Raw genomic sequence first — 22,843 nt, forward strand, 5'->3', positions numbered from 1 at the left:
ACCCACATGAAGGCCTGGCTGTGCGAGAACCCGATCGGTGTCGAGGCGCTGAAATGGAAGGAGCTGCCCCAGCCGCAGCCCGGGCCGGGCCAGTTGCGGGTGTCCATCCGGGCGGCGAGCCTGAATTTTCCGGATCTGTTGATCATCCAGAACAAGTACCAGATGAAGCCGCCCCTGCCCTTTGTGCCGGGGACCGAGTTTGCGGGGGTGGTCGATGCGGTCGGCGACGGCGTGCAAGGCTTCAAGCCCGGCGACACGGTGGCGGCCTTTACCGGCACCGGGGGCTTCGCCACAGAAGCGCTGGTACCGGCCGCACTGGCCCTGCCCCTGCCGGCCGGCTTCCCGTTCGAGGACGCGGCCGCCTTCATCTGCACCTATGCCACCAGCCATCACGCCTTGATGGACCGTGCCGCGCTCCAGCCCGGAGAGACGGTGCTGATCCTGGGGGCCGCCGGAGGCGTGGGCACCGCTGCCATCCAGATTGCCAGGGCCGCTGGTGCGCGGGTGATTGCGGCCGCCTCCACCGACGACAAATGCGCCCGTTGCCGCAACTTGGGCGCTGATGCCACCATCAACTACACCACCCACTCGCTGCGGGACGAACTGAAGACCCTCACCGAGGGCCGAGGGCCGGACGTGGTGTATGACCCGGTCGGCGGCGACCTCACCGAACCGGCCTTCCGCTCTATCGCCTGGCGCGGACGCTATCTGGTGGTCGGCTTCGCCCAAGGGAAGATTCCGGCGCTGCCCCTGAACCTGACCCTGCTCAAAGGCGCCTCCCTGGTGGGGGTGTTCTGGGGCGAGTTCGCCAAGCGAGAGCCGAAGCACAATGCGGACATGATGAAGACCCTGGCCGCCTGGTATGCACAAGGCAAGATCAAACCGGTGATTGATCAGGTGCTGCCGATGGAGGACCTGCCGCAGGCATTTGCACGGATGAGCGGCCGTGCGGTGGTCGGCAAGCTGGTGGTGGTGAACCGTACCTGAGCTGTCATGGGTACGGTTGAACGGACTGACCCATAAAAAAGCACAGGCCCACCCTCTTCGCGGGGGCGTGTCAGGCCTGGGCGTGCGATAGGATGCCGAGGCTCAAGCTCACGCATCCCCATGGCCGTCAAAGTTCTCATCGTTGAAGACAATCCGGTAGCCCGCAGCTTCCTGTGTCGTGTAGTGCGCGAGAGTTTCAGCGACGGCATGGAGATCACAGAAGCCGGGGACCTGGAAGGCGCGCGCCAGCAGTTGGCACGGGCTGATGCGGAGCCTGGCGGCAGCGGCTTCAAGCTCATCCTGATCGACCTGGAACTGCCCGACGGCAATGGCATGGAGTTTCTGGGCGAACTGGCCACCCGGCCGGCCGTGAAGATCGTCACCACGCTGTATTCGGACGACGATCACCTGTTCCCGGCCCTGCAACGGGGCGCCGACGGTTATCTGCTCAAGGAAGACCGCTTCGAGGTGCTGGTGGAAGAATTGCAGCGCATCGTGCGCGGCCAGCCACCGCTGTCCCCGGCCATTGCGCGGCGCCTGCTGTCGCACTTCCGGCCCGGCTCCACCGGTGATTCCGGCCCCATGGGCTTGAATTCGGGCTTTGGCAGTCTCACCTCCAGCGCCACGCCCAGCGGGCGCGGCGTCACGTTGGACCCGCTGCCGGAATGGGAGCGGCTGACACCCCGTGAAAACGAAGTGCTGACCTACCTGAGCAAGGGTTTCACCATCAAGGAAATCGCCAACCTGATGGGCATCAAGTGGTTCACGGTGAATGACCACATCAAGAGCATCTACAAGAAGCTCAATGTCTCCAGCCGCGCGGAAGCAGCGGTGCTGGCCAGCAAGCAGGGGCTGGTCTGAAGAGGTCGTTGCGCCGCCCTCCGACGGGAGCACATGCCCTTGTCCCCTGCAAGGCTGCCGCACCTTGGGCTAAGCTGGGTCCATATCGATCCCACCGGGATCCACAACATCTGGATAGCCCAAGCATGCAGCGCACCCCATTCCCCCCCCTCCTCCTCGTTCGCAGCGTTCGCGGCATTCGCAGCATTCGGCAGCCCGCTTGGCGCAGTGTCCTGGCAGCAGCGATGCTCGCCAGCCTGGCCGCTTGTGCGTCAGGCCCCAGCACACCGACCACGCCCGCGGGCAGCCTGCCGCATACGGCTCGCTGGGACCAGCAGGAATGGGTGGTCACCGCCTTGAATGGCGCAGACCTGCCCACCACCGCCCCCCGCCCAACCCTGAGCATCCAGGACGGCGTAGCCTCGGGCACCGATGGCTGCAACCGTTATCGGCGGCCACTCAAGCCCGCGTCGGACGTGCCGTCGGCGCTGCGTTTTGATGATGCTGGCGGCGTGTCCACGCGCATGGCCTGCCCCGGCGATGGCGACACCGTGGCACGGGGCTGGAATACCGCGATGAGCGCCACCCGATCGGTGCGAACCGAACCGCATCGGCTGGCGCTGGTCGACGAAAGCGGCAATGTGATTGCACGCCTGGCACCGGTGAAGACTGTCGCCCAACAGCCTTGAGGCTGATGCGGCGCTGATGTGCAGCACTGATGCAGCGCCGATGGCAGGTGATCGCTCTGCGAGCCGCCTGCCTCCGCGCAGCGCGGCGCGAACTCAGCGACGTTTGCTGGCGAGGTATTGCTCCACCATCTGGAGGCGATACCTCTCCACGAAGCCTTCCTGCTTCAGCTCGCGCAGCGTCTGCGAGATGGCGGCCAGCCGTGGGGCATGGCGACGATGCAGATACGCATGGCCGGTGGTGGTCTGAACAATGCCGAGCAGGCGAGGCTTCGGCCCCGCCCGTGCGGCCGCGCTGGCGTCGCCGAACGCGAGATAGTCCTCCACGCCCTCGCGGACATCAAAATAGATGTCGGTGCGCGCCAGTTGCAAACGGCGAATGCCCTGCTCGATGGTGATGACCTTGGAGATCTGCATTGGGTTCAGGTGGCGCGCCAGCAGTTCCGACAACTCCTGAATGCCATGCCGATGTTCGCAGACCAGGCCCAAGGCGCGGATCCGACCCCATGCCGGGACGTTGTCGCCGAGCCGGTTTGAAGTGACATAGGCCGCAAACTGCACCTCATTGTTGGGCTCGGGCACCCGCAGCAGGTTGGGATGCAGATCCCCATACCCCCAGGTGCGCCCCAGCTCACCATCCGCCTGGCCCGACTCGACCAGCAAGGTCGCCCGCGCAGGCGGCACATCAACGAACTGGAAACCCAGGCTCAAGCGGGACAGGACTTCGCGATAGACGGCAATCAGCCACTGGGTCCGCGGGTCTTCCAATCGCCGGGAGAAGGTGAAACGCAGGATCTGCGCATCAGATGCCTGGTGCCCGGCCGAGGGAGGCTGCAACACGCGCTCATCATCCGTTGCCGGAGAAATGGCACACGCGCTTGCCAGCGACCCGCCCCCCAAGCAGGCTGCCGCGCTGGCCACCCCGTAGATGGCGCATTTGCCCGAGAGCAGAAGGACCGCTCGGCGCACGGCCTCAAAGTCACTTCCCATGCTCACCAGCCTTATGACGGTGGGTCACTGACAGGTCACAGAGGTGAATCCTAAGCGCGGCGCCACGGCCGTGGAAGACGCAGCCCCCGGGACTACTGTATTAAAACAGCGCTTCTGATGGCGAAAACCTCACGGTTCCAGCTGAACGTTCTGCGGACCCGCAATGTTGGCTAGCGCACTTAACGCTACATTGGCGCCAGAAATACAGCAGTCATCGGGCAAGTCATGAGGACAGGAGTTGTGTGGGGCGTCGGCATTGCGCTGGGCGCGCTTTTGAACGCCGCCTACGGCGCCATGCACTTTGGGGAAGACCCAGAAGGCAGCCTGGGAAACTTTGCTGCCTCTGCGGTGTTTGCCGTGATCGCCATCGCGGTCGCTCGCCCGAGCCGCACGACACGGCCGGAATTCCGGCACCTGCAAGAAGATCAACAGGCAACGGCCGCTGGCGTCGTTCCCCAAGCGGCGCCCGGCCGCCCACCAAGCCGGGCCTGACCGTCATCCGCAGGCTACCCTGCGCCATGTCGAGCTGCGGAGCCAGTCTGAGCTGTCCGACGCCGAGACTTTCGATCTCCGCTGATTCCTGAGATCCAAAGCAAAACGCCGACAAGACTTTCATCTTGTCGGCGTTCCTGGCATTGCTGCCTTATCCGGTGGGGTGGCTGATGGGACTCGAACCCACGACAACCAGAATCACAATCTGGTTCGACAAGCGAGCATCCATGCGGGCTATGCGCCGACTCGTGGGAATATTTTTGCCTGACAACCCCGGACTTGGTGCGGCTTGCAGCGACTTAGTTCCCACCGATCGCGCGCAGATACTGTATAAATCAACAGCATCATGCTGTACTGGTACGTCCGCCGTTTCTATCGCCTGGGTTCCTTGATCCCTCGCCACTTTTTCGCCCAGCAGGACGAAGTCCTTGGAGAGTTCTGCATTGCCGAAGACCGGGACCCGGAGACCCGCCGGACGGCCCGCGTCGCGACCTTAAAGCCACATCCGCACCTCCCTGGATCCATGCCGCCGCCACTTTTTGACGCGACGGTGGTGCATGCAGGCGGCAGCGCCTGGACCGTCAACGGGTTCGAGCGAGCCTATTCCGACAGCGTCACCCTGCTGACCTGTTACCAAAGCTGGTACATGCGACCAGTGGCACCGCGGGAGGTGCTGGAGTTGGAGGAGCGATTTCGGCGAGAACTTCACTCCCGCCTCCCGGCATCTGCGCGACCATCGCCCGATGATGCGGGTTAGAACAGCTGCGCCAGCAGCGCGTCCGTGCGCTGTGCGTCGGCCTGGTCGCAGAACTCGGCCGGTTGGGTGCGTAGCAGCATCCGGGCGTCCGCCTCGGTGCCGCGCAGCCAGGCGGCCCAGTCCTGCGGTTCAACGTGGATCACGGCGCGCTTGTCCTGCGCATCCGGCGGCAGCTTGGGGTCGGGTTTGTGCAGGCGGGCCAGTAGTGGGTGGCCATCGCAATTCATCGTGAGCATGGTGTAGTTCGGCACCACCTCACCGGTGGCCGGGTACACCCACTCGTTCCATATGCCGGCCAGCATCCACGGCAGGCCGTCGGTGCGGCGGAGTTGCCACCAAATGTTGCGTCCCGTCTCCCAGTTCGGCTCCTGGTACCAAGCCGCCGGGATAAGGCAGCGCCGGCCCTCGTTCCACGCCGCTCTGAACGTGGGGGTGGTGGCCACCGTCTCAGTTCGGGCGTTGTTGGTGCTGCGCGGCCGTGGCGCCGCTGGCTTCTTGCCGGGCACCGCCTTGGACTGGATCATGTCCTTTCGCGCTGGCGCGCCCGGGCGGATCATGGCCCATTGCCCCACCACGCCTTGCAGCCCATCACCGTCGGGACGAAGGAACAGCCCCGGGTCGAATGGCACCACGAACGGCTTTTCCGGATTCTCCGGCAGCCACACCGTTGTCAGGTGGCGCCGCACGTAGACCTCTAGGTCCGTCTTCGGGGTCATGTGGTAAAGATTACACATAGACACACTCTTGCGGCATGGGCGTTACGATAGCCGGGGATCTCAAAGGAGGAGTGCCATGGGCACACAAATAAAGTCTACCAATCAGACCGGGGGAATCACGGCCCATACCGTGAATGTAGCGAATGCCTCCAGCACCACCGCTTCCACTTCTTCCGCACCGCCCAGGCCTAAATGGTGGGCTCGCGCGCCGGCCGTCGTGGTGTGGGTTCTCACGGTGCTGGTCAGCCTTGCTGGCATCTTTGACTACGTAGAAAAACATCCTTGGAAATAGCCATGAGCTTCTTCAGCAAGCCTCCCGCAGGCAACTTCATCTTCAATGGCGTCACCAGCTTTGGGCAGCAAGGCGGGATCACCGCTCACACGGTCAACATCAATGGGCCGGTAGACCGCCACCTGGACGAGGCCGGTAAAGCCAGCATCCTGCAGCAACTGTCCAAAGACGTGACCTTTGATGTGGTGGCAGTGCAGGGAGACCAGGAAGCCTTTCAGTTCGCATACGAGATTCACCAGTTTCTCGTGCAAAGTGGCTACAAGGCGACCGGAGTCTCACAGGCTTGGTTCTCGGCCCCCGTCAAGGGCCTCCACCTAAAGGAGATCCCGGAAAACAGCCTGACGCAGATCATCGTGGGCGCCCGGTAAGACCTTGTTTGGTCAGGCCCGCCAGGTGGGCCAGCTGCGAAGCTCGCCCTTGCGGTCGTACTCGATGACCTGCACATCGTGCTCATCCCTGAGCTTTCGGGCAATGTCCCGGAAGTCCCTGGCTGACAGCGAACGGCCATCGCGCCGCAGGGCCGCGCGGATGAATGCACGGCCGTGGCTCAGTAAGTTGACGGTCGCCACCGCCCCGAACGGGATATGGTTCTGCGGGTCGTCCGCCGAGACGACCTCCCGAAGGATGAGTTCCGAAACCTCCGCATGCCACATGTCCGGGCTCCTATTTGGTTAGGGCGTCATAGGTGCGCTCGCAGAGCTGCCCGGCGCGGCGGGCGTCGTCAGCCGCACTCCCAGCTGCTGCCGCAAAGTCGTCAAGCGCGCCGACCACGAAGGCGAGCTGCTCGCTGGCTGCCTGGCAGCTGCCGGGAGCGGCGGTATCTCGCGCTCGATCAGCGAGGGAGGTGGCAAGGTCGGCCGCGTAGCGCTGCAACTGGCCATTGCCAGCGCGCAGACGATCACGGTCAGCCTCAGCGGCCTGGCGGGCAAGATATTCAGCATCAAGGGCCTCCTGTCGGGCTTTGTCGGATCTGGATTTCTCCTCGGCAGCTTTCCGCAGCGCCGCCGCGTGGTTCGCTTGCACCTGCTCTCGGTAGGAGGCGAATTCCGCTTGCGATGAAGTCAACGCCTTCTCCGCGATGAGCGCCCTGCCCCATTGATGGCCAGCCAACAGCAACGCACCAGCTAGTGCGATGGCCAGTGCGGGAGAAAGCAGCCGGGCCAGGAGCGCGTTCACGCCTCGCTCCTCGACAGTGCGGCCTGCCCGACGAGGAGCGGCCCGGGTGGTGGAAGCGGAACGGCCGTCGGCCACCGATACCCGAGCACTCTGCCCCGGGCGAAGGCGGAGATGTTCACCTCGTCGCCCTGGTTCCCGCCGAGCAGCAGCAGGTTGCCCCAATTGTCTTGGCCGACGCAGAAGGCGACATGACCACCACCGGCCCGTCCAAGGACAACAATGCATCCCACGGCCGGCTCCTGCAGCGGCACGCCCCAGGACAGATAGCTCTGCGCTCCTTCGAACCTGGAACTGATGACCCCGACGGCCTCCAGCATGCCGCCGACGAACGCGGCACACCACGGCGTCTCATCGTCTTTGATGCCACCACGGCGGATTGCCTTCCACCAGGCCAGGATCTTCGGCTCGTGTGTCGCACCTTTGATTTCTCGGGTTCCGATGTACTTGCGGGCCTCGGCCAGCCAAGCGGGGTCACTCATGACCGTCCTTCATGCCGGCCCTTTCGGCGATTGCACCCGCCCCACGGGAGGCAATGAGCTGGCGAAGCTTCACCATGGCGCCGATCAGCCCCCATGAGAGCCCACCGAGCACCAGGCCGACGGGCATCGCCAGCTCTACCCATCCGCCCACATCCCCAGCTTCCACAGGAAACCAGCCGGTGGGCTGGCCGAGCCATCGCACAGCCAAGGGGCCGCACATGCCGCAAACCACGCCGGCTGCAATCACCTGGGTAACGATCAGCTTTCGTCTTTTCCCAGGATCGGGCAAGGCCTCGGCCGGGTCCACTGCGGCGATGAGGATGGCACCTACTGCCCCTGCGGTGAGCAGGGCGCCCAGCTTGGCGAACACGCCATATTTCGCGGCGAAGGCCAGGCCCGCCGCTCCGCTTGCACCGTCAGCCGCCATCGCAATCCCCGCCTCGTTTGACATGGAGGTATTGCAAGGGGGAAGGAGCCGAAGTCAACCCGCCCTGATTTCGAGTGTCGCCCCCTAAATGTTGCGTGGGCACATCACCCTTTGGGGCGCACCTCGGCGCCCGTTCCAAAGAAGCCTAGCCCGTGATTTTTGTCACAGCCAAAACCGTCGCATGACAACAACTGGCACCAACGTGGCAACAACTGGAACCGCGCGCGGCCAGTTGATGTCGGCTTAACACTGTTTGAACAGGCAAGCACCGCTGTTTGCACGACGGCTAGTTCGGAGATGGCAAGCGTTATCGCTTGTCATGGGGCCTACCACCTGGTGCATCAGTCAGCCCTCAGGAAAAGTTGTGGTCGAATTGCTCCGCCCCCGCTGCAGTTCGAGGGCGATCAGAGAGGCGAAAGCCCAAAAAGGTGAACCCCTGGAAGGATTGCGGCCGACCAGGGGTTCGAGTGAAATAAATCGATAGAGACCTATTCCATGCGCGAGCATATCAAGGAACCACACGCCGACGGTATCGATTCAATACCTCTCGGTAGTGCCACCAGCCCGGGACACGCTAGGCGCCTTGGCCACGGCGAGATTTCCCATAAAGTCGAGGCCTTCCTGCAGCGGCAGGATCTCAAACCGCTCACCCAGCCCGAGATCAGGACCAGCACCCTTGGCCCCACCTGGCGCGGGCCTGAGGGTCTGAGAGACTGGCTCAACGACCTGTTCTCAGGCACCGGCGGCTGATCACCCTGGCACGGCGGCAGCGTCAGCCATTCGCAGTTCTTTTGGCGCCGCTTTTTGAAGGCGCTGCTGCCGGGTCTGGCGCATCAAGCGGACACGCTTCAGGATCTGCCCCATGGTGATCCCGATCGGCGTGTCCGGGTTCTTCTCGTTCCAATCCTTGATGCGGGCCCGGGCAGCCCGCTCCCCTTCCAGGTCACCTTCGAACCGGGCGGCCGCCCAATCGGAGGCAATCTCCGATTCGACGTTGCGCGCCAGCGCCTGCCGGCTGATCTGAATGCCGTCCGCCCGTGATGCGGCGGCAACAGTTGCCGGCTGGAAGCCTGCGAACTTTGCTGCGGCGTCCACCATGTCAGCATCAATGACCCGACGTCCCTTGGTGTCTCGATACGCGCCGTGCACTGCGGTATCGACGCCCTTCCACATGTTCCGAAACGCCGTCGGGAGGGCTGGCTGCAGACTCCCTTGATCAAGCGCTTCCGTCACCCCCTTCACAACGGCTCCCGCTGGACCCGCAACCTCAAGCACATCACCGGACTTGTCGGACTTGTCCTTTCGGAACATGCCCGTGCCGGGGAGGAGATTGCCCACGCCGAGGCGCCCGGCCACGTCCAGCGGAATCCCAGGGAGCGCGCTGAAGCCGTAGTTCAGCCAGTCCGGCAGGTGCTCCCGTTTCCAGCGCTTCGAATTGGTGTCGTGGCCCATGCGCTGGCCGATGGTGTCCACCAGGTCGTCCAGGTCATCTGCGCCGGGCAGTCCTTGCGCACCGGCGGCCATGATCAGCAACGCCATAGCAAACAAGGTGGCCTTTCGACCATCCGTGCGCTCCTGGCTTCCCGGCTCACCAGCGTTCCACATGCGATGCATGAACTCCAGATAGCCGATCGTGTATTGCTTGAACGTGAACAGAGTTGCCCCAATGGCGCCGCGCGCCCACACCGGCTTGTTCGCCCGGTTGTAGACCCCCTGCGTTTCTACGACCGCCCGAGCCGCAAATTTGAAGGGATCGGGCATTCCCTTATCCTTCGCAACCTGGTACGCAGCCATGAATGTCAGTTTGCGATTGAACTGCTCTGCCAGGGCGAACGGCGCCCCCCACACGAACATTGCACGCTTGCCGATCCCGTCGGCCGCCATCGAAATTTTCTCGTTCGCCCCCAGGAACCGGGCCGCGTTGGCGAACATCGAACCCCGCCCCATCGCCATCGCCTGCAGCTGGTGCACCTCCTGCGGGGAAACAATGCCCTCCTTCTCGGCGATATGCAGCGCGGTCCGCATGTCGTCGTCGATGCCCTTCCCGGTCGCTGCCTGGGTGGTGAACTTCCCGATGACTTTGGCCGCGCCTGCGGCGCCAACGAATTGCGCCAGCCACGGCATCGTCATGATGTAGGGCTGGGTCATGTTCACCGCGGCGCTGGCCAGGGAGCCGCCCAGGAAGTGAACGAACATGTAGCCCCGGAGCGCAGCCGCTTCCTCCATCGGGTTCTGCACGTAGTCAGTCAGCTTGATCGCCATGTCCTTGGCGTCGCCCTGGTGCATGGCTTCCGTCAGGTTCGACATCTCGCCCACGTGCAGGCCCTGCGACGCCGCCCGGGCGTTGCTGGTGATGAAGGATGCCAGGACCCGTGACACATCCTCGCTGTAGCCGGAGGTCCCCTTGCGCTTGATCATGCGCTTCAGCGCGCTCCGATTGGCGGCCGCGTTCTTCAGCCAAGTCTGCAGGGACTCGTTCTTGTCCATGCCGGAGATTTTGGCGAACAGCTGGGCGGTCTCCGGGCTGATGCCCTTCAGCTGCTTGAACTCCTCTTGGCTGATCATGCTGCGCTGCACGTCAGCCCCGGGGAACTCCTCCGCCAGCTGCCGCGCGGCTCGGGCCGCGTCAGTGCCGGATTCGTAAAGGCCGAAGAACTCGGTCGTGTTGAGCTTGTTCTGCACGTGCACGGCATACCGCCCGAAGCGGGAGAGCGGCGCGTAACCGGCCGCCTTCAGCTGGTCCAGGCGCTTGTACTTCTCCGCCACCTCCTCGCGCATGGTGTCGCGAAGCTTGCCAGGCTCCATCTGCTCGATATGAGCGGTGACCACGTCTTTCAGCGCCTGATACTCGCCGGTCCGGGCAAGGTCCTTCATGCCATCGGACGCGTCCTGCCCAAGGTATCGAATGACGTCTGAGGCACCGGTTGAATCCAGCGAGCGATCAACAGCCGCCCGGAACTCGCGATAGAGCTCCACTTGCAGGTCGTTCAAATTGAACTTGTCCCTCAGCTCCTGGTCGGTGAAGACCACGCCGGCCGACTCCACGTCCTTCGCCTCGATGAGCTTACCTGCATCGTCGCGGGCCCATTGCAGGGTGCCTTCAAAGATCGGAGGCGCAATGGCCTTCCGGTCCGCCTCTTTCAATGAGAGGTCCTTGAAGAGATCCGTCCTATCGTTCAGCTGCGGCAGCACCCGCGGCGCCATGTCTGCAGCTTCAGTTGCGAACCGGCTCGTGTCGTGAAGGAAGGCCTGCGCAGCGTCATAAACCTTTCGGAAGGCTGGGTTCTTGGCCGCCAGGTCGTACATCGTGCCCACCGACTTGTGCCACCAGTGGACGGTTCGGAACCCGCGCTGTCCGTCGATCATGTCTTTCACGATCTGTGGCGTCATGTCCGCCACGGCCTGGGCCGGCGAGCGCGACAGCACCGGGCCGGCGTCAGCATCAGATGACTGTTCGCCACGCTTGGTGAGCGCTGGAGCCCCGGAGGACTCCTCCGCCCATGGCCGAGGCGCCGAGTTCACCGACGCGCGCGCGCGGACCAGCAAGTCCATCACTTCCGCGCTCGTCTTCCCTTCCAGCCAATCGGCGACCTTGTCCAACCCGATGGAGCGCAGCGCCTTCTGCAGCTTGGCCGCCAGAAATCTCATGCTGGAGATTGGGATGTTCTTACCCGCGCGGTCGGCCAGCGCCTCTTCCACCGCAAGCAACGCCGCCTCCCGGGTGGCCCTGGCCGCGCCCATCCCGCGCGCAACCCTTGCTGCCACTTCGTCGGCACCATGAGCTGCAAACCAGCGATCCGCCTCCTGCTGCAAACCAGGGTTTGCACGTTGGAGCCGGATCAGGGTGTCCTCCAGCTCCTGGCGGCTCATCAGGCCACGCATGCCCAGGTGTCCGTACACCTCGTGGAATAGCGCAAACTGCGCCTCGTCCAGGCTCCGCAAGTTGTCGGCGACCAGGTAAACAGAACGATCACCCGGCATGAACAAAGCGCGCACGATGCCTTCTGCGTTCAGCTTCTTGAGACCGGCTTGGATGTCCGTCGGCAGTTCAGAAACGGACTGAACGATGTGCACGCCGCCGGCCGGGCCGTTGCTCCAGCCCTCGATTGTGGAGTTCAGTTGTTGCTTGAGGTCTTCAGCCGAGACACCGCCGGATTGGACGCTATCCGCCCGACTCGCTACACTGTCGTCCGAGGGCTGCGAAAGCTCGCTGGGGGCGCTTGACGCAAGTTCCGTGGAACTCGGGACACTGGCGACATCGCGGCCCTTTCCTTTGTGCCACCATGCCGCAATCTGGGCATCGGTTCCACTAAAGAACGACACCAGATTCAGTTTGCGTGCCATCCGCCGGCCGCCACCGGTGAGTTCGAACACCCCGCCGTAATTGCCCTTCCCGTCCTTCATCCGCATGATTACGCGGGTGAGCGCCGGATTCCTGGCTTTCTCGCCCAGAGCGACGTCATCGAAGCCGTTGGTCAGCGTCGGCAGCTTGGCCCAGTCTTCCGTTGTGAGATCCGGATGGCGCTTGGTGGAATGGATCACCGAGTCCGCCAGCACTACCTCCACCGCACCATCGGCGGACACGCCCGCAGCCTTTGCGATCTTGTCCGTCGCGTCCTGGCTGAGTTCGCCCAGGATCAGCCGTGGCGAATGCTCAGCGCCCGAAGTGACGGCCTTCACGAACTCCACCACCTCATTGCTTCGTTTGTCCAGCTCCTGCTGGGTGAGGTTGTCAGGGGCCTTCCGGCTCAGCAACATGTCTTGCCCGGGGTTGGTTGCACCGGCAGCCGCCTGCACGCTGGGGAACTCACGGACTTGCTCAAGAAGCTCTTTGATCGGTGCATTCAGAACGATGGCCTTGATCTTCTGCTTTGCGTCTCGCTTCGCCAGCCATTGGTGGTGTCCGTCCACCACGTGCCCATCCTTCGAAACCAGAATGGACCGGTCGCCACCCTGGTGACGCTTCGCGGCCTCCACCTTGGCCGGAGAGAACTCGTCCTGAGTCGGCTTGACGTTAACCGCTGCAAGCTCCACCTGGCGGTGGGAAATGCCACGGGCGTTCAGGAAGTTCACCAGGGCACCCCGGTGCTCAGCCTTCACCTGGGGCATCTCTGCGCGCGGAATCCTGAGGGAGCCGGAGTCGTCCGCGAAGGACATCCAGTCTTTGCCCAGGCGCCTCCCCTGGAGGTCGGCCGCCGGCCGGCGAAGCACCCAACCGCCGTCAACCTCCACCACCGCATACCCAGGATTGAGATTCGCCGCCCTGGTGGCCACGCCTTTCGAGGCATAGGGTCCACCGCTTTTCGAACGGATTTCCGGCACATCACCTGAGGCGGCGATCTCACTTGCGGCCGCCGAAGTGGTTTTGGCCTGGACAGGCTCTGCGCGGACGGGGCTCTCCGCCGTCACCTCGCGCACAACAAAGTTCTCCGGCGCGATCTCCACCACTTGATAGCCGGCGCCCAGCTCCCGCTGTTGGACTGTCGCCGAATGTCGATTGCGGAATGGCAGCTGCCCCGGACCAAGGATGTCCGAATCCAGCGTGGCATTCCCCATCGCCGCGCGCATAGACGGCGGCTTGAGTCCGGGTGACTGGCCCAACTCCCAGCGGGCTTGAGCCTGCTGGCCGCGTTCCACCGCAGCCTGTCGCTCGTTGATGCGGTCCGCACGCGTCTCCGGCCTTACCGTGCCGGCTTGGTCCGCCAAAAGCCGACCGGTGGGCGCAGTGTCATAGCCCAGCTGGAGCGGCGCAGGCGGCGCGGTCGGACCTTCGTCGGCCCAGACCGCAGATGCGCGGCGAGCTTGCCGGTGGTCTCCATTCGCCGACGCTACGGATCGTTCCTGAGCACGGTTGATCTCATCCGCTCGGATCTCGGGGCGGACCTCTCCGCTCTGGGATGCAAGCATGCGGCCGGTGGGCGCAGTGTCATAGCCGAGCATCGGCACTGGTGCGGGCTGCCCGTCCAGATGAAGCCGGTCCGCAGCTGCCAGGGCGGCCTGGCCCGGTGTCGGACCTTGGTCCTTCGCTGCATCGATCAGCTTCTGGGTGACCCATTGCCGGGGCATCACCATATAGCCGCCGGCCGGATGTCCGACGATGACGAAGTCCCTGCCACTCTCCTGGGCCGCCCTCTCCAGCCGCTGCGCGTCCTCCAGGCTCATGGCCTCTCGGGTCGCCGCATACCGCGAAATGTTGCTCTCCGCGTTCTGCTGGGCGTCGCCAAGCGCAAGCTTGCCGGTGTCCACCATAGCTTGCGGTTCAAACGGAATACTGCCTTCGGGGACTGGCGCGGCCACCCCAAGGCCAGAGGTCAAGGAAGGCACCTCGGGCGCAGCCGCATCGGCAGCAGCAGCAGCTTCGCGTAGCCGAGCTCGCAACTGCCCAGCGGTCTCGATGGCCATCGCTTCGGCCTCGACCTTCGCATTGATGCCTTTGGTGAGGAGCCCGTTTTCGGGCAACTTGGTAGCGCGGTGGGCATCAGCTTCCGCCTTGGCCTGTTCGGCAGGAGCCGCCGCGGTGCCCTTCGCTGCCTGGGTCGCCTGGTGTCCAAACGGAGCAGCCGCCGCGCCCATGGCGCCGCCGGCCAGCGCGCCCATGGTGGCAGCGTTTGCCACGCCTTCGTCCCATGGCTTTCCGAGGGCGACGTTCTGCGCGATCTGCTCTTGGGCAGACTGCGGGAACTCCTGGAGCACACCCTCAGAGGCAAACCCCTCCATCAGTTTCCGGACGACGCCCTTCTCGACCTCCGGGCCCGCATTGCGCACACCGGCTACCAGTTGGTTCACGTCTCCAATTCCAAGCCGGTTAGCGACCTTGCCCGCCACAGTCCCCAGCAGACCAGTCAGGGCGCCGGAGGCGGCGGAGATGCCGACTTGCTCTCCCGTCAGCAAGCCGTCTCCGGATTCCTGGCGCACCTGCTCCGCCGTCTGTCCAGCCGAAAGGACACCCTCCCCCAGGCCGGCCGCCGCTGCACCAGCCAGGCGCGGCGCCACCGCCATGGCGCCGCGTGCGATGCCTCCAGCTCCCAAGAGGGACGGGGCGGACTCGGCGATCGCATGTGCGATGGTCGATGGGTTCTCAATGGCGGCCGCCAGCGTGCCGCCGATGCCTTCCGCCTGGGTCACCCGTTGATTCGCGGCCTTCTGCTCCGGGCTGTAATACTCGTCCAGGAACTGCTTGGCATCCTTCGCCCGAAAACCTGCATCCTCGGCAAGCTTGCCTGCGCGGCCTCCGGTCACCAGGTCAGCGACGCCGACGGCGGCTTCCGGGATCGCAATCGCCCCCTTCAGCAAGGAGATTCCGGTGTCTCCCACTACCCGCCGGAACGTGCTGCTCCCCTCCTCTTTCGGCTCTGGGGGGGCGGGCTCGGGCAGCGCGTTGTAGCGGATGCCGGCGCGTTCGATGTCGTCAAGCGAAAGGACGCCCATTCCGATGGTCGGGGGTGTTTTGCGGGTTGCCATCAACGTGTCCTCATGGCCGCCACCATGGAGGGGGCGACTTGGTTCCATGCCTGCTGCGCGGACGCTTCATCGGCCCGTGCCTGTTCGTAGGCGGCCTGCGCCGCAGCGAAGCCCTGTGGATTCTTCGCGCGCTGCATACTTCCCCACCGGAGTAACTCCTGGTAGGCCGTGGCCTTCGCGCTGCGGGCAGCGTCAAGTGCCTGCGCCTCCGGCCCGTCGCCCGAAGCAGTTACGGTCCCGCCGCCATTTGCAGCCGCCGCCATTGCAGCGACCTGAGGCCGGGCACTGGTCTGCTGCGTTTGCATGGGGGCACCTGAAGGCCGTTCCGCCACCGGGCGGGCAGCAGCGGGTGGTTTGAATCCCATGGCGGACAGCCGCTCCGTCAGCTGCTTCGGGTCTCCATGCGCAAGAGCCCGGGCGTACGTCGCCGCGTATTCCTTCGACGACGGATCAAGGCTGGACAAATCGTTGCTGGCGGCCTGCAGGATCAGACCGTTGTTGAACTGCGTGCGCTGGGCACCGACATAGTCGTCGACCATGCGCGCCACCTCCGGCCCGGAAAGTAGCGCCTGGTTGGCATCGCCCCGCCGCTTGTTCTCGGCCTTGACCGCATCGTGGGCAGTCTCTCGTGCAAGCTTGTCGTCGAATGTCGGTACCGCCGGCGCGGCCGACGCGTTGCGCGCTGTGACGGCCGCCAACATCCGATCCTCGTGCTTGGCACGGCGCGCCTCCGAATCCTGGCGAAGTTTGAACTCCTGCTCCCAACGGTTGCGCCCCTCGACGTCCTGCGCCTGGCGATGGAGGTAGGAGAGCTTCTGCTCCGTCGGAAGCGACTTCGAGAGCATCGCCTTCGCTTCGGTGAGTCCCTTCGCGTCGTTGGCGAACGAATACGGCAAGGCACGGCTGGTACCGTCCGGGCCAACGGCATGGAACACCATCGACTTCCCGTCAGCGGACGGCATGGCCTTGGTGTTCGTAAAGGCGCCAATGTCGTCGAAGCTGCTCATGTTAGACAGCGCGTCGTCAAACTTCCGTTTGGCGAAGGCCTGCTGCATCTCGTCCAATTGGAGGCCGGCCACCTGCTCCTGCCGAGCGCTGGACCGCAACTGCGCCGCCTCGGCGGGCTTGCCGGCCCTCATCAGCGCCTGAGACATCCGCGTGTTGACTTGGTCTGGTGCGTTGTAGGCATCTGCCGCAGATTGAGCTTCCGACATGGACGCATAGGTCCGCCCCTTGACGCCGAAGCCCGAAAGAGTCGGCGGGGGCTCACCCGGCTGCCCAACGTCCCGGTTGTCTTGGTCGTCCGACTTCAAGAATGCCTGTTCAACAGCCGCTGGTGCAGCGGCATCCTTCATCGACGCCCTGAGGTTGTCGGCCTCCGACCACTGTTGCCGAAGCTGGGCCCGCTGCTCGTCGCGGAATTTTTCGTCCTCTTCCTGCCGCTGAATGGCGTTCGCCTGCTGATACGTGGACAGGAAACCGTTGATCAGCGAACTGAGGCCATTCCTTCTCATGCACGCGCTCCCCGCTCAGAGGCCTTGCCGCCTTCCAGCTTGTCCACCCTGGCGGCCAAGGCCTTGATCATCGAGACCTGTACGCCGATTTGGTCAACGCGATCGTTGCCGGCCAGTCCCTGCGCCAGAGGCGCGCTGACGGGTCGCTTCTTCCCCTCGGCGCGACTCACCTGCGCATCGAGGCCCCTAATGGCTTCGCCGACCCTTTGGCCCATTGCATCCCCGTTGATGGCCTTGCCACCTGGCGCTACTCGGTCGCCGAACTCACGCTGAACGTCTTCGGCATAAGGCCCAATGTGGCGGCCGCCGTCACCAGCGCCCGGCTTGTAGGTCCATTCGCCGACATCCAAGTCCTTCATGTGCGCCAGCACCTCTTCATCGTCCACCGGCACTTTGTCGGTCTTGATGTCTTTGGAGGACATGAACAGCTTTGCCAACGAGGCACCGCCGCCCAAGAGCGATCCGATGCCCCCGAGGTCCAAGCCACTGGAGGACCCAAGCTGCGCAGCTTGGCCGTAAAGGCTACCGGCCTGGCCTGCTCCCTGCAGCGCGGTTGAGAACCCGGACTGCATCAGGCCCGCACCGGATTGGCTTGCCGAATTCGCCGCGTTGCTGGAGGCCACCGAGTTGCTGCCAGCCTGGACGCCTAGGGACTGCTGGGTGGCTTGCTGGCTACCCAGGTTGCGGCCCAGGTTCGCCGCGTCGGCCATGCGGGCATAGCCCTGCTGTTCAACGTTCTTCCGCGCGGTGTAGGAAGCGCCCGCAGCAAGCTTCGCTGCCTCGACATCCTGGGCCGCGCTGAGCGCCTGCGACTTCCCACTCTCCGGGGAAACGCCGGCCCGAGCAAGTTCCTGCTGGGTCGCCAGCCGCTGCGCGGCAACCTGTTGGTTCACGTCGGCGACGGCAGCAGTCGATTCCGCGCTCCTGCGCTCTGCGGTGTCGTAGTTCTGAGCCTCGGATACCAGCCGCTGCTCTAAAGGGCGGAAGGTCGTCTTGTTGTAGTTTTCGGCGTCTTTGGCCTGGTCCAGGGCGTAGTTCATCGACGCCAACTGGGCATCGCTGACAGCATTTGCCCGGTCCTGCGTCTCCTGGCGCTGGCCCGCCGTGTTGGCGTATTCCTGCTTGAACCAGTTGAACGCCTCCTGTCCAAGTTTGGCGGAGGCCTCAGCCGCTGCGTTCATTCCGCTGGTATCGGGAGAATCGGCGCACATAGTCAGCCCTCGAAATGCTTGTGGAACTTCAGCGCAACAGGCGTATATCCGAGGCGCCGCATCAAAACATCCGCTTTGTTCAGCAACTTGCTGTCTGCTCGAATCTCGCGCGCCCCCAGCTCGCGCAGCGCAGCCTCGGCGAAGCGCATCAGGCGCATCACCAGCAGGCCGCCTCGGTGGCCCGGACGGATGAACAGCGTGTCCTCCTCCGCGTAGATGGTGCGGGTGTGGATCGACTCTGCGAGGTACATCCGGACGTGTCCCACCAGGGAACCAGAGGCATCACGAACCGTGCACTGCAAAAGGCGCCCGGCGCGCTCCCGAGCTGCCATCACGTCATAGTCAGGATCCATCGGCAGCTTGTGCCGGTGCTTCTCCGTCTCAGCCCAGTGTTCAGCATGCAGCACGCGTAGCTCGGGCAGGATCTGCCGGAAGCTTTCCGCCCGGATGGTGTAGGCGCCATGCTCCATGGGCACAAAGGCCCCTGGGTCGAAGGCCAGATCGGGCGAACCCCATGCGGCTCGCTCAATCCGGTCAGCTAGTTCAGGTGTGAGCTCCCCGCCCAACGCGGAACGGAGCAATACACGCAGTGCTGCGTGGGCGTCATGACTGGGGAGGCGGCTAGGGGTGGGCACCCGCCGATTGCACCCCCGAACCTGTCGAAGTCAACCCGACCAATCTAGCCTCACTGCGGCCAATCGACGGCTCGCACCGCCTCCGGCGTAGGCGATGCGTCGATCTGCTCACGCAACTGACGCGCAATCTCGTGCGCACCGGAAACCTGAAGGCTTCTGGCCGCATCCAGCGCGATGAGGTCCGCGGCGCTCATCAGGCGGAATGAATTGTCAGCAAGGGTCCACGTCTCGGACAGGGACACGCCGGCCGCGATGGCGCGCTCCGCCCGCCGCGCGGCATCCTTGATCCGGTCCTGCGATGCCACGTCCGCCTGGAACGTCGATCCGTCCCACAGCAGCGGTCCGAATTCAATGGCTTCCCGGAGCTGCTTGATCTCACCCCATCGGCGAGCTTTCGCCTTTGCGAGATCGGTCACGGGCGCGATTCTGCTGCCACCGATGAATGGCGAATCGGCTGCCGCGATCAGAATCTGCTCCACGGAGCCGATCACGTCGTTGAAGTTCAACAGGTGGAAGGGAATCTCCAAAGGTGGCCAATGTGCAGCCGGCTGCTCTGCCAGTGCTTCCTCTTCGCCTGCATAGCTGGCAACGCGCACCAGGAAGGAGGTGGGAAGCTGGCTCAGGTTTGTCTCCATGTGCAGCACCTGATGGATGCTGCACAAAGCGCCAGTCTTCGCTTTGAGGATCTTCAAAATTGGCATGTCCATGTTTCCGTTTCACAAGCCGTTCGCGTCAATGAGGAAGGCAGTTACCGCGAGGCCTCGGAAGTCTTCGCTTCCGGGGTTTTCGCCAGGCCCAAATTCGTAGAGGTCGCCGTCCGTGCGGGCCGCACGCTCGGCTCGCCGGAGCACCGTCCCACTCAGGGACCAGCCCTGCACATAGGCGTTCGCTCTCCACTGACCACGCGATGCGTTCACAAGTGACCACGCCGGGTCCACGAAACCAAGGCCGAATCCAAGAATCGCGGGCTTCACGATGCCGCTCGGGATCGCAACAGAACTGACCCCAGCGGCGAGATCTACAACCCCCGCGAACATCAAGGGCCTATTCATGCCGAACTCGTAGGCGAGAGTGACGCCGTCAGCCTGGCGGATTCGCATGCCCCAGGGGGAGTGGGTAGTAGGCCTGCCGAAGCAGTGGACATCCAAAGCCACTGGGTTGTTTGACGCGTCCTGGTTGTAAATCACGAAGTCCCATTGGGAACCCGCCTGGGTGACGCTTGCGATTCCACAACAGAAGGTGGACAACGGCAGGAATGGCATGACCACTGGGGACGGGGTCGTGATGCGGTACCTCATCCACTGCGGCCGAGTTGCACCGCCATAGAGGCCGTTGGGATCAGTTGCCATTTCATAACCAACCAGGGAGGCCTTGCCCAGGTAGTTGAGGCCGAAACCGTCGCTGGCCACCACCCAACCGCCTGCGTCGTTCTTCACTCTGAAACCGTAGGTGCTCATGACGCCACCAGCAGGAACCGCTGCGGAAAGCTGATTGACTGAACCGTCAATCGCGGCATGCCGGTTGAATAGTCAATGGACGCCCCGCCCACTGCCCCATTCATGTCGATGCTCACCAAGCGAACCGTACGACCTGAGAAGCTCGGATAGGAGCGAGTGAAGCCGGGCGCGTTTGCTGGCAAGTTGATGAAGTCGAGTGGAACGCCTGCCACAGCAGCCCTTGAGTCGAACCAGGTCTGAAGGTTCGCCGGATTCCTCACCAGCAGCCCGTAGGTGCTCATGAGAGTTTCCCAAGATCGATGATCGCCGCACCGAGATCCGTGTAGACCGACAGCTTGTTGCCCGCGACCTGTATTCCGTCTGCAGCACCACCGTTGATACCTGTCGAGATCAGCCCCGCCGAAAGCGACTGGATGTGCGCGGCCCGAATCAGCGTCCGACCGTTCATCAGGACGTCCCACTTCTGCTGGTCGAGCGGGTAATCAGAAATGCTTGCGGGTGCCGAAGTGCTGCCGGCTGAAAGAGCCCCGTTGTTCCATGTCAGGTCAACGGATACCCACGCGGTGGCGTCTCCCCCGGTAGATGAAAGCATTTCAACCAGGGCCTTCCCCTTGCCGCACCCCGCTTGTCCAACCAACAGGTAAGCGCCTCTGTTGGGAAAGTTCGGCGAGCCGAACTTGGCCTCACTCGCACCGCACCGATACAACGCATCAGCCAGCCCTGCGCTCCCACGGTTGGACTGAGGCTCGTCCGAGGTGCTGATGAAGCACCAGTTTCCTGGACGGTTATCGCAGATGTAGTTCAAGTCGGATGCGGCTTGTGCGGCGCCAAGGCCGGGGGCGCCGCCGTCAGCGGCCCCGTTCCCGTAGACGTCATAGCTACGTGAGAAGACGGTCTGTCCGGTGACACGGTCCAACTCAACCAACGTGTAGCTGCGAATCCCTGGATTTGCTGGAGCGTATCCAAGGAACTGCCCGGTATCTCTGTCTCGCAGGCCCAGGCCAAGGTTCCCGGGAAAATTCACCCCGTAGCCGGCCGACTGGAGCACCAAGCGCCGGATTCCAAGCTGTCTGTTGTCGGTGATAGGGCCCGGGCTGTAGTCACTGGGCGCCGTGGTGGTTGTGCCCACAGGCTCCAACATCGGTGCCGCGAAAAAGAGGTATGAGTCGGCCTGTCCCGCGAAGGTGTTGTACTTCCGAAGGTACATGCGCACGTAGGCCGCGTTGCCGGGAGCGTCTGCGGCCACATACATTCGCTGATATGCGCCGAGCGAGTTGGCAGGGCCGCCGAGGGTTGCAGGCGTCTGATACCCAAGCAGCGCTCCCGAGCCTGGAATGTATGCGCCAGCGGTGTCAAAGAACTGGAGACCAATCCCGACCTGGCAGCGGTGTGACGTCAGGTAGCACGATGCGATGTACTTTTTTCCAGGGGTGGCAGCAGCACTGTGCGATGTATCCCAGCCGCCCATGACATACAGGTCACAGGAGACGTCGCTCTGCCCTACTCCAACTTGGCTGACGAAGCCATTTCTCGTGCTCCCCGACAGTACATAGTTCCCTCCGTTCCACTGAGGTATCGAAGACGCATAGGCTGGATTGGTGACGCCAGCGTTGCCGATGTTCCCAGCCGCCACAGTAAGCACAGTGCTGTAATCAGAGTTGGGCACCAGATTAACGGCGGAGCCGATGGACGAATTCAACCAGTCTGCAGATGCTTGGATGTCAGCCGCCGAGAGCAGGTTCCCTCCACCAAGCAGGACCCGGCCGTCTTCATCCCGCAGGATCATGCCCCTGGTGTCAATCTGATTGGCCTTGATCAAGCCCCTGACCCACGCGGCGTCGATCTCGATGATGCCGCCGCTGTGAATACGCCATCCCTGCACGCCGGGCACATAGTCGCTTGACTGGATGTAGCTTCCCACCACCATGACACCGGAGGTGATCCGTGACGCCGACACCGAGACAATCATGGCGTTGGTGATGAAGGCCTGCCGGAACCGTCCCAGGGCGGCTTCCAACCCCTTGATGTACGCACCCTCCATGTATACACCTGCGGGCAGCAGCTCGCCAGCGGCACTCATCGTTGGGGTCGTGAGCACCGTGAAAGGACTAGCGGCAGGCGCGCCGCCGATGCTCTCAATGGTGAAAAGATTCGCCTTGAAGCGGAAGTTCGATGCTGGATCTAGCTGCTCGTTTCGGAGCTTCCCCTGCAACACCGACAACAGCCGGGTCACGTCTTGCCCTGTGGTGGCCACCTGGCCGTTGGTCCCTCCGGCAGGGTCAGATTCCACGCCGTCCGCGCTCGTCCAGGTTGCCCAGACGCACCAGCGCGTCCCGGGATCAACCGGCGCAGATCCCACCTTGCCGACGAACTCATGGATGAGAACAGCGTTCCCGCGTGTTGGCGCGTCCAGCTGGTCGGTCGGCCACTTGACGCCGTAAATCTTCGTCCGAGCGTAACCATGCCCGACGGAGAACACAGGGGATTCCGTCTCGAAGAACAGGAAGTCGAGGCCGGCCGATGCCGCAAACGCTGCCGGAGAAGGGGGGCGGGTGTAGTCCGGTGGATCGCTGCTACTCGATCCGCCGCCTGGCATAACTACCGTTGTGGAGCCGTCCCCGTCTCCCGGAGACGCCACGGTGAGCACTTTATTGCCGGGGTTGCCTGCATATCCCCGCATCTCCCGTACGTGCTCACGCAAGGATTCGAGGACAACGCGAAGC

General features: G+C 63.7%; 19 protein-coding genes. 4 read left to right on the forward strand and 15 right to left on the reverse strand.

From position 1 onward, the window contains the following. Positions 1-6 precede the first annotated feature (6 nt). The 3 genes from OU995_RS21140 (at position 7) to OU995_RS21150 (ending at position 2,516) form a co-directional block, all read left to right on the forward strand. Positions 7-987 (forward strand): NADPH:quinone oxidoreductase family protein, encoded by a 981-nt coding sequence (locus OU995_RS21140; RefSeq protein WP_267832099.1) that lies wholly within the window; start codon positions 7-9, stop codon positions 985-987. 120 nt (positions 988-1,107) lie between these two features. Next, positions 1,108-1,848, forward strand: coding sequence for a LuxR C-terminal-related transcriptional regulator (locus OU995_RS21145; RefSeq protein ID WP_267832100.1), 741 nt, complete (start codon positions 1,108-1,110; stop codon positions 1,846-1,848). A 125-nt stretch (positions 1,849-1,973) separates the two neighbouring features. Beyond that, a complete protein-coding gene (locus tag OU995_RS21150) occupies positions 1,974-2,516 on the forward strand; it encodes an META domain-containing protein (RefSeq protein WP_267832101.1) in 543 nt (180 codons plus the stop codon). Between the two features lie 93 nt (positions 2,517-2,609). Here the strand turns inward: OU995_RS21150 and OU995_RS21155 are convergent, their stop codons facing one another. The 3 genes from OU995_RS21155 to OU995_RS21165 all read right to left on the reverse strand — a co-directional run bounded on the left by OU995_RS21155 (position 2,610) and on the right by OU995_RS21165 (position 5,702). Further along, on the reverse strand, positions 2,610-3,353 hold the full coding sequence (locus OU995_RS21155; protein WP_267832103.1) for a hypothetical protein: 744 nt from the start codon (positions 3,351-3,353) through the stop codon (positions 2,610-2,612). Positions 3,354-4,748: 1,395 nt separating this feature from the next. Further along, positions 4,749-5,468, reverse strand: a complete 720-nt coding sequence (locus OU995_RS21160; protein WP_267832104.1) for an SOS response-associated peptidase family protein — start codon at positions 5,466-5,468, stop codon at positions 4,749-4,751. A 102-nt stretch (positions 5,469-5,570) separates the two neighbouring features. Continuing rightward, positions 5,571-5,702 carry a hypothetical protein gene (locus OU995_RS21165; RefSeq protein WP_267832105.1) on the reverse strand — a complete coding sequence of 44 codons (132 nt, stop codon included), beginning with the start codon at positions 5,700-5,702 and terminating at the stop codon, positions 5,571-5,573. Between the two features lie 60 nt (positions 5,703-5,762). On the opposite strand from OU995_RS21165, the gene OU995_RS21170 reads away from it, so the two are divergent. Continuing rightward, positions 5,763-6,128 carry a hypothetical protein gene (locus OU995_RS21170; RefSeq protein WP_267832106.1) on the forward strand — a complete coding sequence of 122 codons (366 nt, stop codon included), beginning with the start codon at positions 5,763-5,765 and terminating at the stop codon, positions 6,126-6,128. 12 nt (positions 6,129-6,140) lie between these two features. On the opposite strand, the gene OU995_RS21175 is transcribed toward OU995_RS21170, so the two are convergent. The 12 genes from OU995_RS21175 to OU995_RS21230 all read right to left on the reverse strand — a co-directional run bounded on the left by OU995_RS21175 (position 6,141) and on the right by OU995_RS21230 (position 22,800). Beyond that, a complete protein-coding gene (locus OU995_RS21175) occupies positions 6,141-6,413 on the reverse strand; it encodes a hypothetical protein (RefSeq protein WP_267832107.1) in 273 nt (90 codons plus the stop codon). A 10-nt stretch (positions 6,414-6,423) separates the two neighbouring features. Continuing rightward, positions 6,424-6,936 (reverse strand): DUF2514 family protein, encoded by a 513-nt coding sequence (locus OU995_RS21180; protein WP_267832108.1) that lies wholly within the window; start codon positions 6,934-6,936, stop codon positions 6,424-6,426. Beyond that, positions 6,933-7,415, reverse strand: a complete 483-nt coding sequence (locus tag OU995_RS21185; RefSeq protein WP_267832109.1) for a TIGR02594 family protein — start codon at positions 7,413-7,415, stop codon at positions 6,933-6,935. Before OU995_RS21185 ends, OU995_RS21180 begins: the two co-directional genes overlap by 4 nt. After that, positions 7,408-7,866, reverse strand: coding sequence for a hypothetical protein (locus tag OU995_RS21190; protein WP_267832110.1), 459 nt, complete (start codon positions 7,864-7,866; stop codon positions 7,408-7,410). Before OU995_RS21190 ends, OU995_RS21185 begins: the two co-directional genes overlap by 8 nt. 726 nt (positions 7,867-8,592) lie before the next feature. Then, a complete protein-coding gene (locus tag OU995_RS21195) occupies positions 8,593-15,303 on the reverse strand; it encodes a PLxRFG domain-containing protein (RefSeq protein WP_267832111.1) in 6,711 nt (2,236 codons plus the stop codon). After that, positions 15,303-16,817, reverse strand: coding sequence for a hypothetical protein (locus OU995_RS21200; RefSeq protein WP_267832112.1), 1,515 nt, complete (start codon positions 16,815-16,817; stop codon positions 15,303-15,305). The genes OU995_RS21195 and OU995_RS21200 overlap by 1 nt, the downstream gene beginning before the upstream one ends. Beyond that, the gene (locus OU995_RS21205; RefSeq protein ID WP_267832113.1) at positions 16,814-17,998 is read right to left on the reverse strand and encodes a tail fiber domain-containing protein; all 1,185 of its coding nucleotides are present in this window, start codon (positions 17,996-17,998) and stop codon (positions 16,814-16,816) included. Before OU995_RS21205 ends, OU995_RS21200 begins: the two co-directional genes overlap by 4 nt. 32 nt (positions 17,999-18,030) lie before the next feature. Continuing rightward, positions 18,031-18,498: a GNAT family N-acetyltransferase gene (locus OU995_RS21210; RefSeq protein WP_267832114.1), complete on the reverse strand. Its 468-nt coding sequence runs from the start codon at positions 18,496-18,498 to the stop codon at positions 18,031-18,033. A 215-nt stretch (positions 18,499-18,713) separates the two neighbouring features. Beyond that, positions 18,714-19,370, reverse strand: a complete 657-nt coding sequence (locus OU995_RS21215; protein WP_267832115.1) for a DUF4376 domain-containing protein — start codon at positions 19,368-19,370, stop codon at positions 18,714-18,716. Between the two features lie 9 nt (positions 19,371-19,379). Continuing rightward, the gene (locus tag OU995_RS21220; protein ID WP_267832116.1) at positions 19,380-20,120 is read right to left on the reverse strand and encodes a hypothetical protein; all 741 of its coding nucleotides are present in this window, start codon (positions 20,118-20,120) and stop codon (positions 19,380-19,382) included. Continuing rightward, positions 20,117-20,401 carry a hypothetical protein gene (locus OU995_RS21225; protein ID WP_267832117.1) on the reverse strand — a complete coding sequence of 95 codons (285 nt, stop codon included), beginning with the start codon at positions 20,399-20,401 and terminating at the stop codon, positions 20,117-20,119. The genes OU995_RS21220 and OU995_RS21225 overlap by 4 nt, the downstream gene beginning before the upstream one ends. Continuing rightward, positions 20,398-22,800 carry a hypothetical protein gene (locus tag OU995_RS21230; protein ID WP_267832118.1) on the reverse strand — a complete coding sequence of 801 codons (2,403 nt, stop codon included), beginning with the start codon at positions 22,798-22,800 and terminating at the stop codon, positions 20,398-20,400. Before OU995_RS21230 ends, OU995_RS21225 begins: the two co-directional genes overlap by 4 nt. Positions 22,801-22,843: the final 43 nt, after the last annotated feature.

The sequence above is a fragment of the Roseateles sp. SL47 genome (genome assembly GCF_026625885.1).
Classification (GTDB): domain Bacteria; phylum Pseudomonadota; class Gammaproteobacteria; order Burkholderiales; family Burkholderiaceae_C; genus Roseateles.

Bases quoted from the DNA above. Each gene is read 5' to 3' on its own strand.
- OU995_RS21150 (WP_267832101.1), top strand. From the start codon at position 1,974: ATGCAGCGCACCCCATTCCCCCCCCTCCTCCTCGTTCGCAGCGTTCGC.
- OU995_RS21170 (WP_267832106.1), top strand. From the start codon at position 5,763: ATGAGCTTCTTCAGCAAGCCTCCCGCAGGCAACTTCATCTTCAATGGC.
- OU995_RS21185 (WP_267832109.1), bottom strand. From the start codon at position 7,415: ATGAGTGACCCCGCTTGGCTGGCCGAGGCCCGCAAGTACATCGGAACC.
- OU995_RS21210 (WP_267832114.1), bottom strand. From the start codon at position 18,498: ATGGAGCATGGCGCCTACACCATCCGGGCGGAAAGCTTCCGGCAGATC.
- OU995_RS21230 (WP_267832118.1), bottom strand. From the start codon at position 22,800: ATGCGGGGATATGCAGGCAACCCCGGCAATAAAGTGCTCACCGTGGCG.
- OU995_RS21140 (WP_267832099.1), top strand. From the start codon at position 7: ATGAAGGCCTGGCTGTGCGAGAACCCGATCGGTGTCGAGGCGCTGAAA.
- OU995_RS21190 (WP_267832110.1), bottom strand. From the start codon at position 7,866: ATGTCAAACGAGGCGGGGATTGCGATGGCGGCTGACGGTGCAAGCGGA.
- OU995_RS21220 (WP_267832116.1), bottom strand. From the start codon at position 20,120: ATGAGCACCTACGGTTTCAGAGTGAAGAACGACGCAGGCGGTTGGGTG.
- OU995_RS21145 (WP_267832100.1), top strand. From the start codon at position 1,108: ATGGCCGTCAAAGTTCTCATCGTTGAAGACAATCCGGTAGCCCGCAGC.
- OU995_RS21195 (WP_267832111.1), bottom strand. From the start codon at position 15,303: ATGGCAACCCGCAAAACACCCCCGACCATCGGAATGGGCGTCCTTTCG.
- OU995_RS21160 (WP_267832104.1), bottom strand. From the start codon at position 5,468: ATGACCCCGAAGACGGACCTAGAGGTCTACGTGCGGCGCCACCTGACA.
- OU995_RS21200 (WP_267832112.1), bottom strand. From the start codon at position 16,817: ATGAGAAGGAATGGCCTCAGTTCGCTGATCAACGGTTTCCTGTCCACG.
- OU995_RS21175 (WP_267832107.1), bottom strand. From the start codon at position 6,413: ATGTGGCATGCGGAGGTTTCGGAACTCATCCTTCGGGAGGTCGTCTCG.
- OU995_RS21205 (WP_267832113.1), bottom strand. From the start codon at position 17,998: ATGAACGCAGCGGCTGAGGCCTCCGCCAAACTTGGACAGGAGGCGTTC.
- OU995_RS21225 (WP_267832117.1), bottom strand. From the start codon at position 20,401: ATGAGCACCTACGGGCTGCTGGTGAGGAATCCGGCGAACCTTCAGACC.
- OU995_RS21215 (WP_267832115.1), bottom strand. From the start codon at position 19,370: ATGGACATGCCAATTTTGAAGATCCTCAAAGCGAAGACTGGCGCTTTG.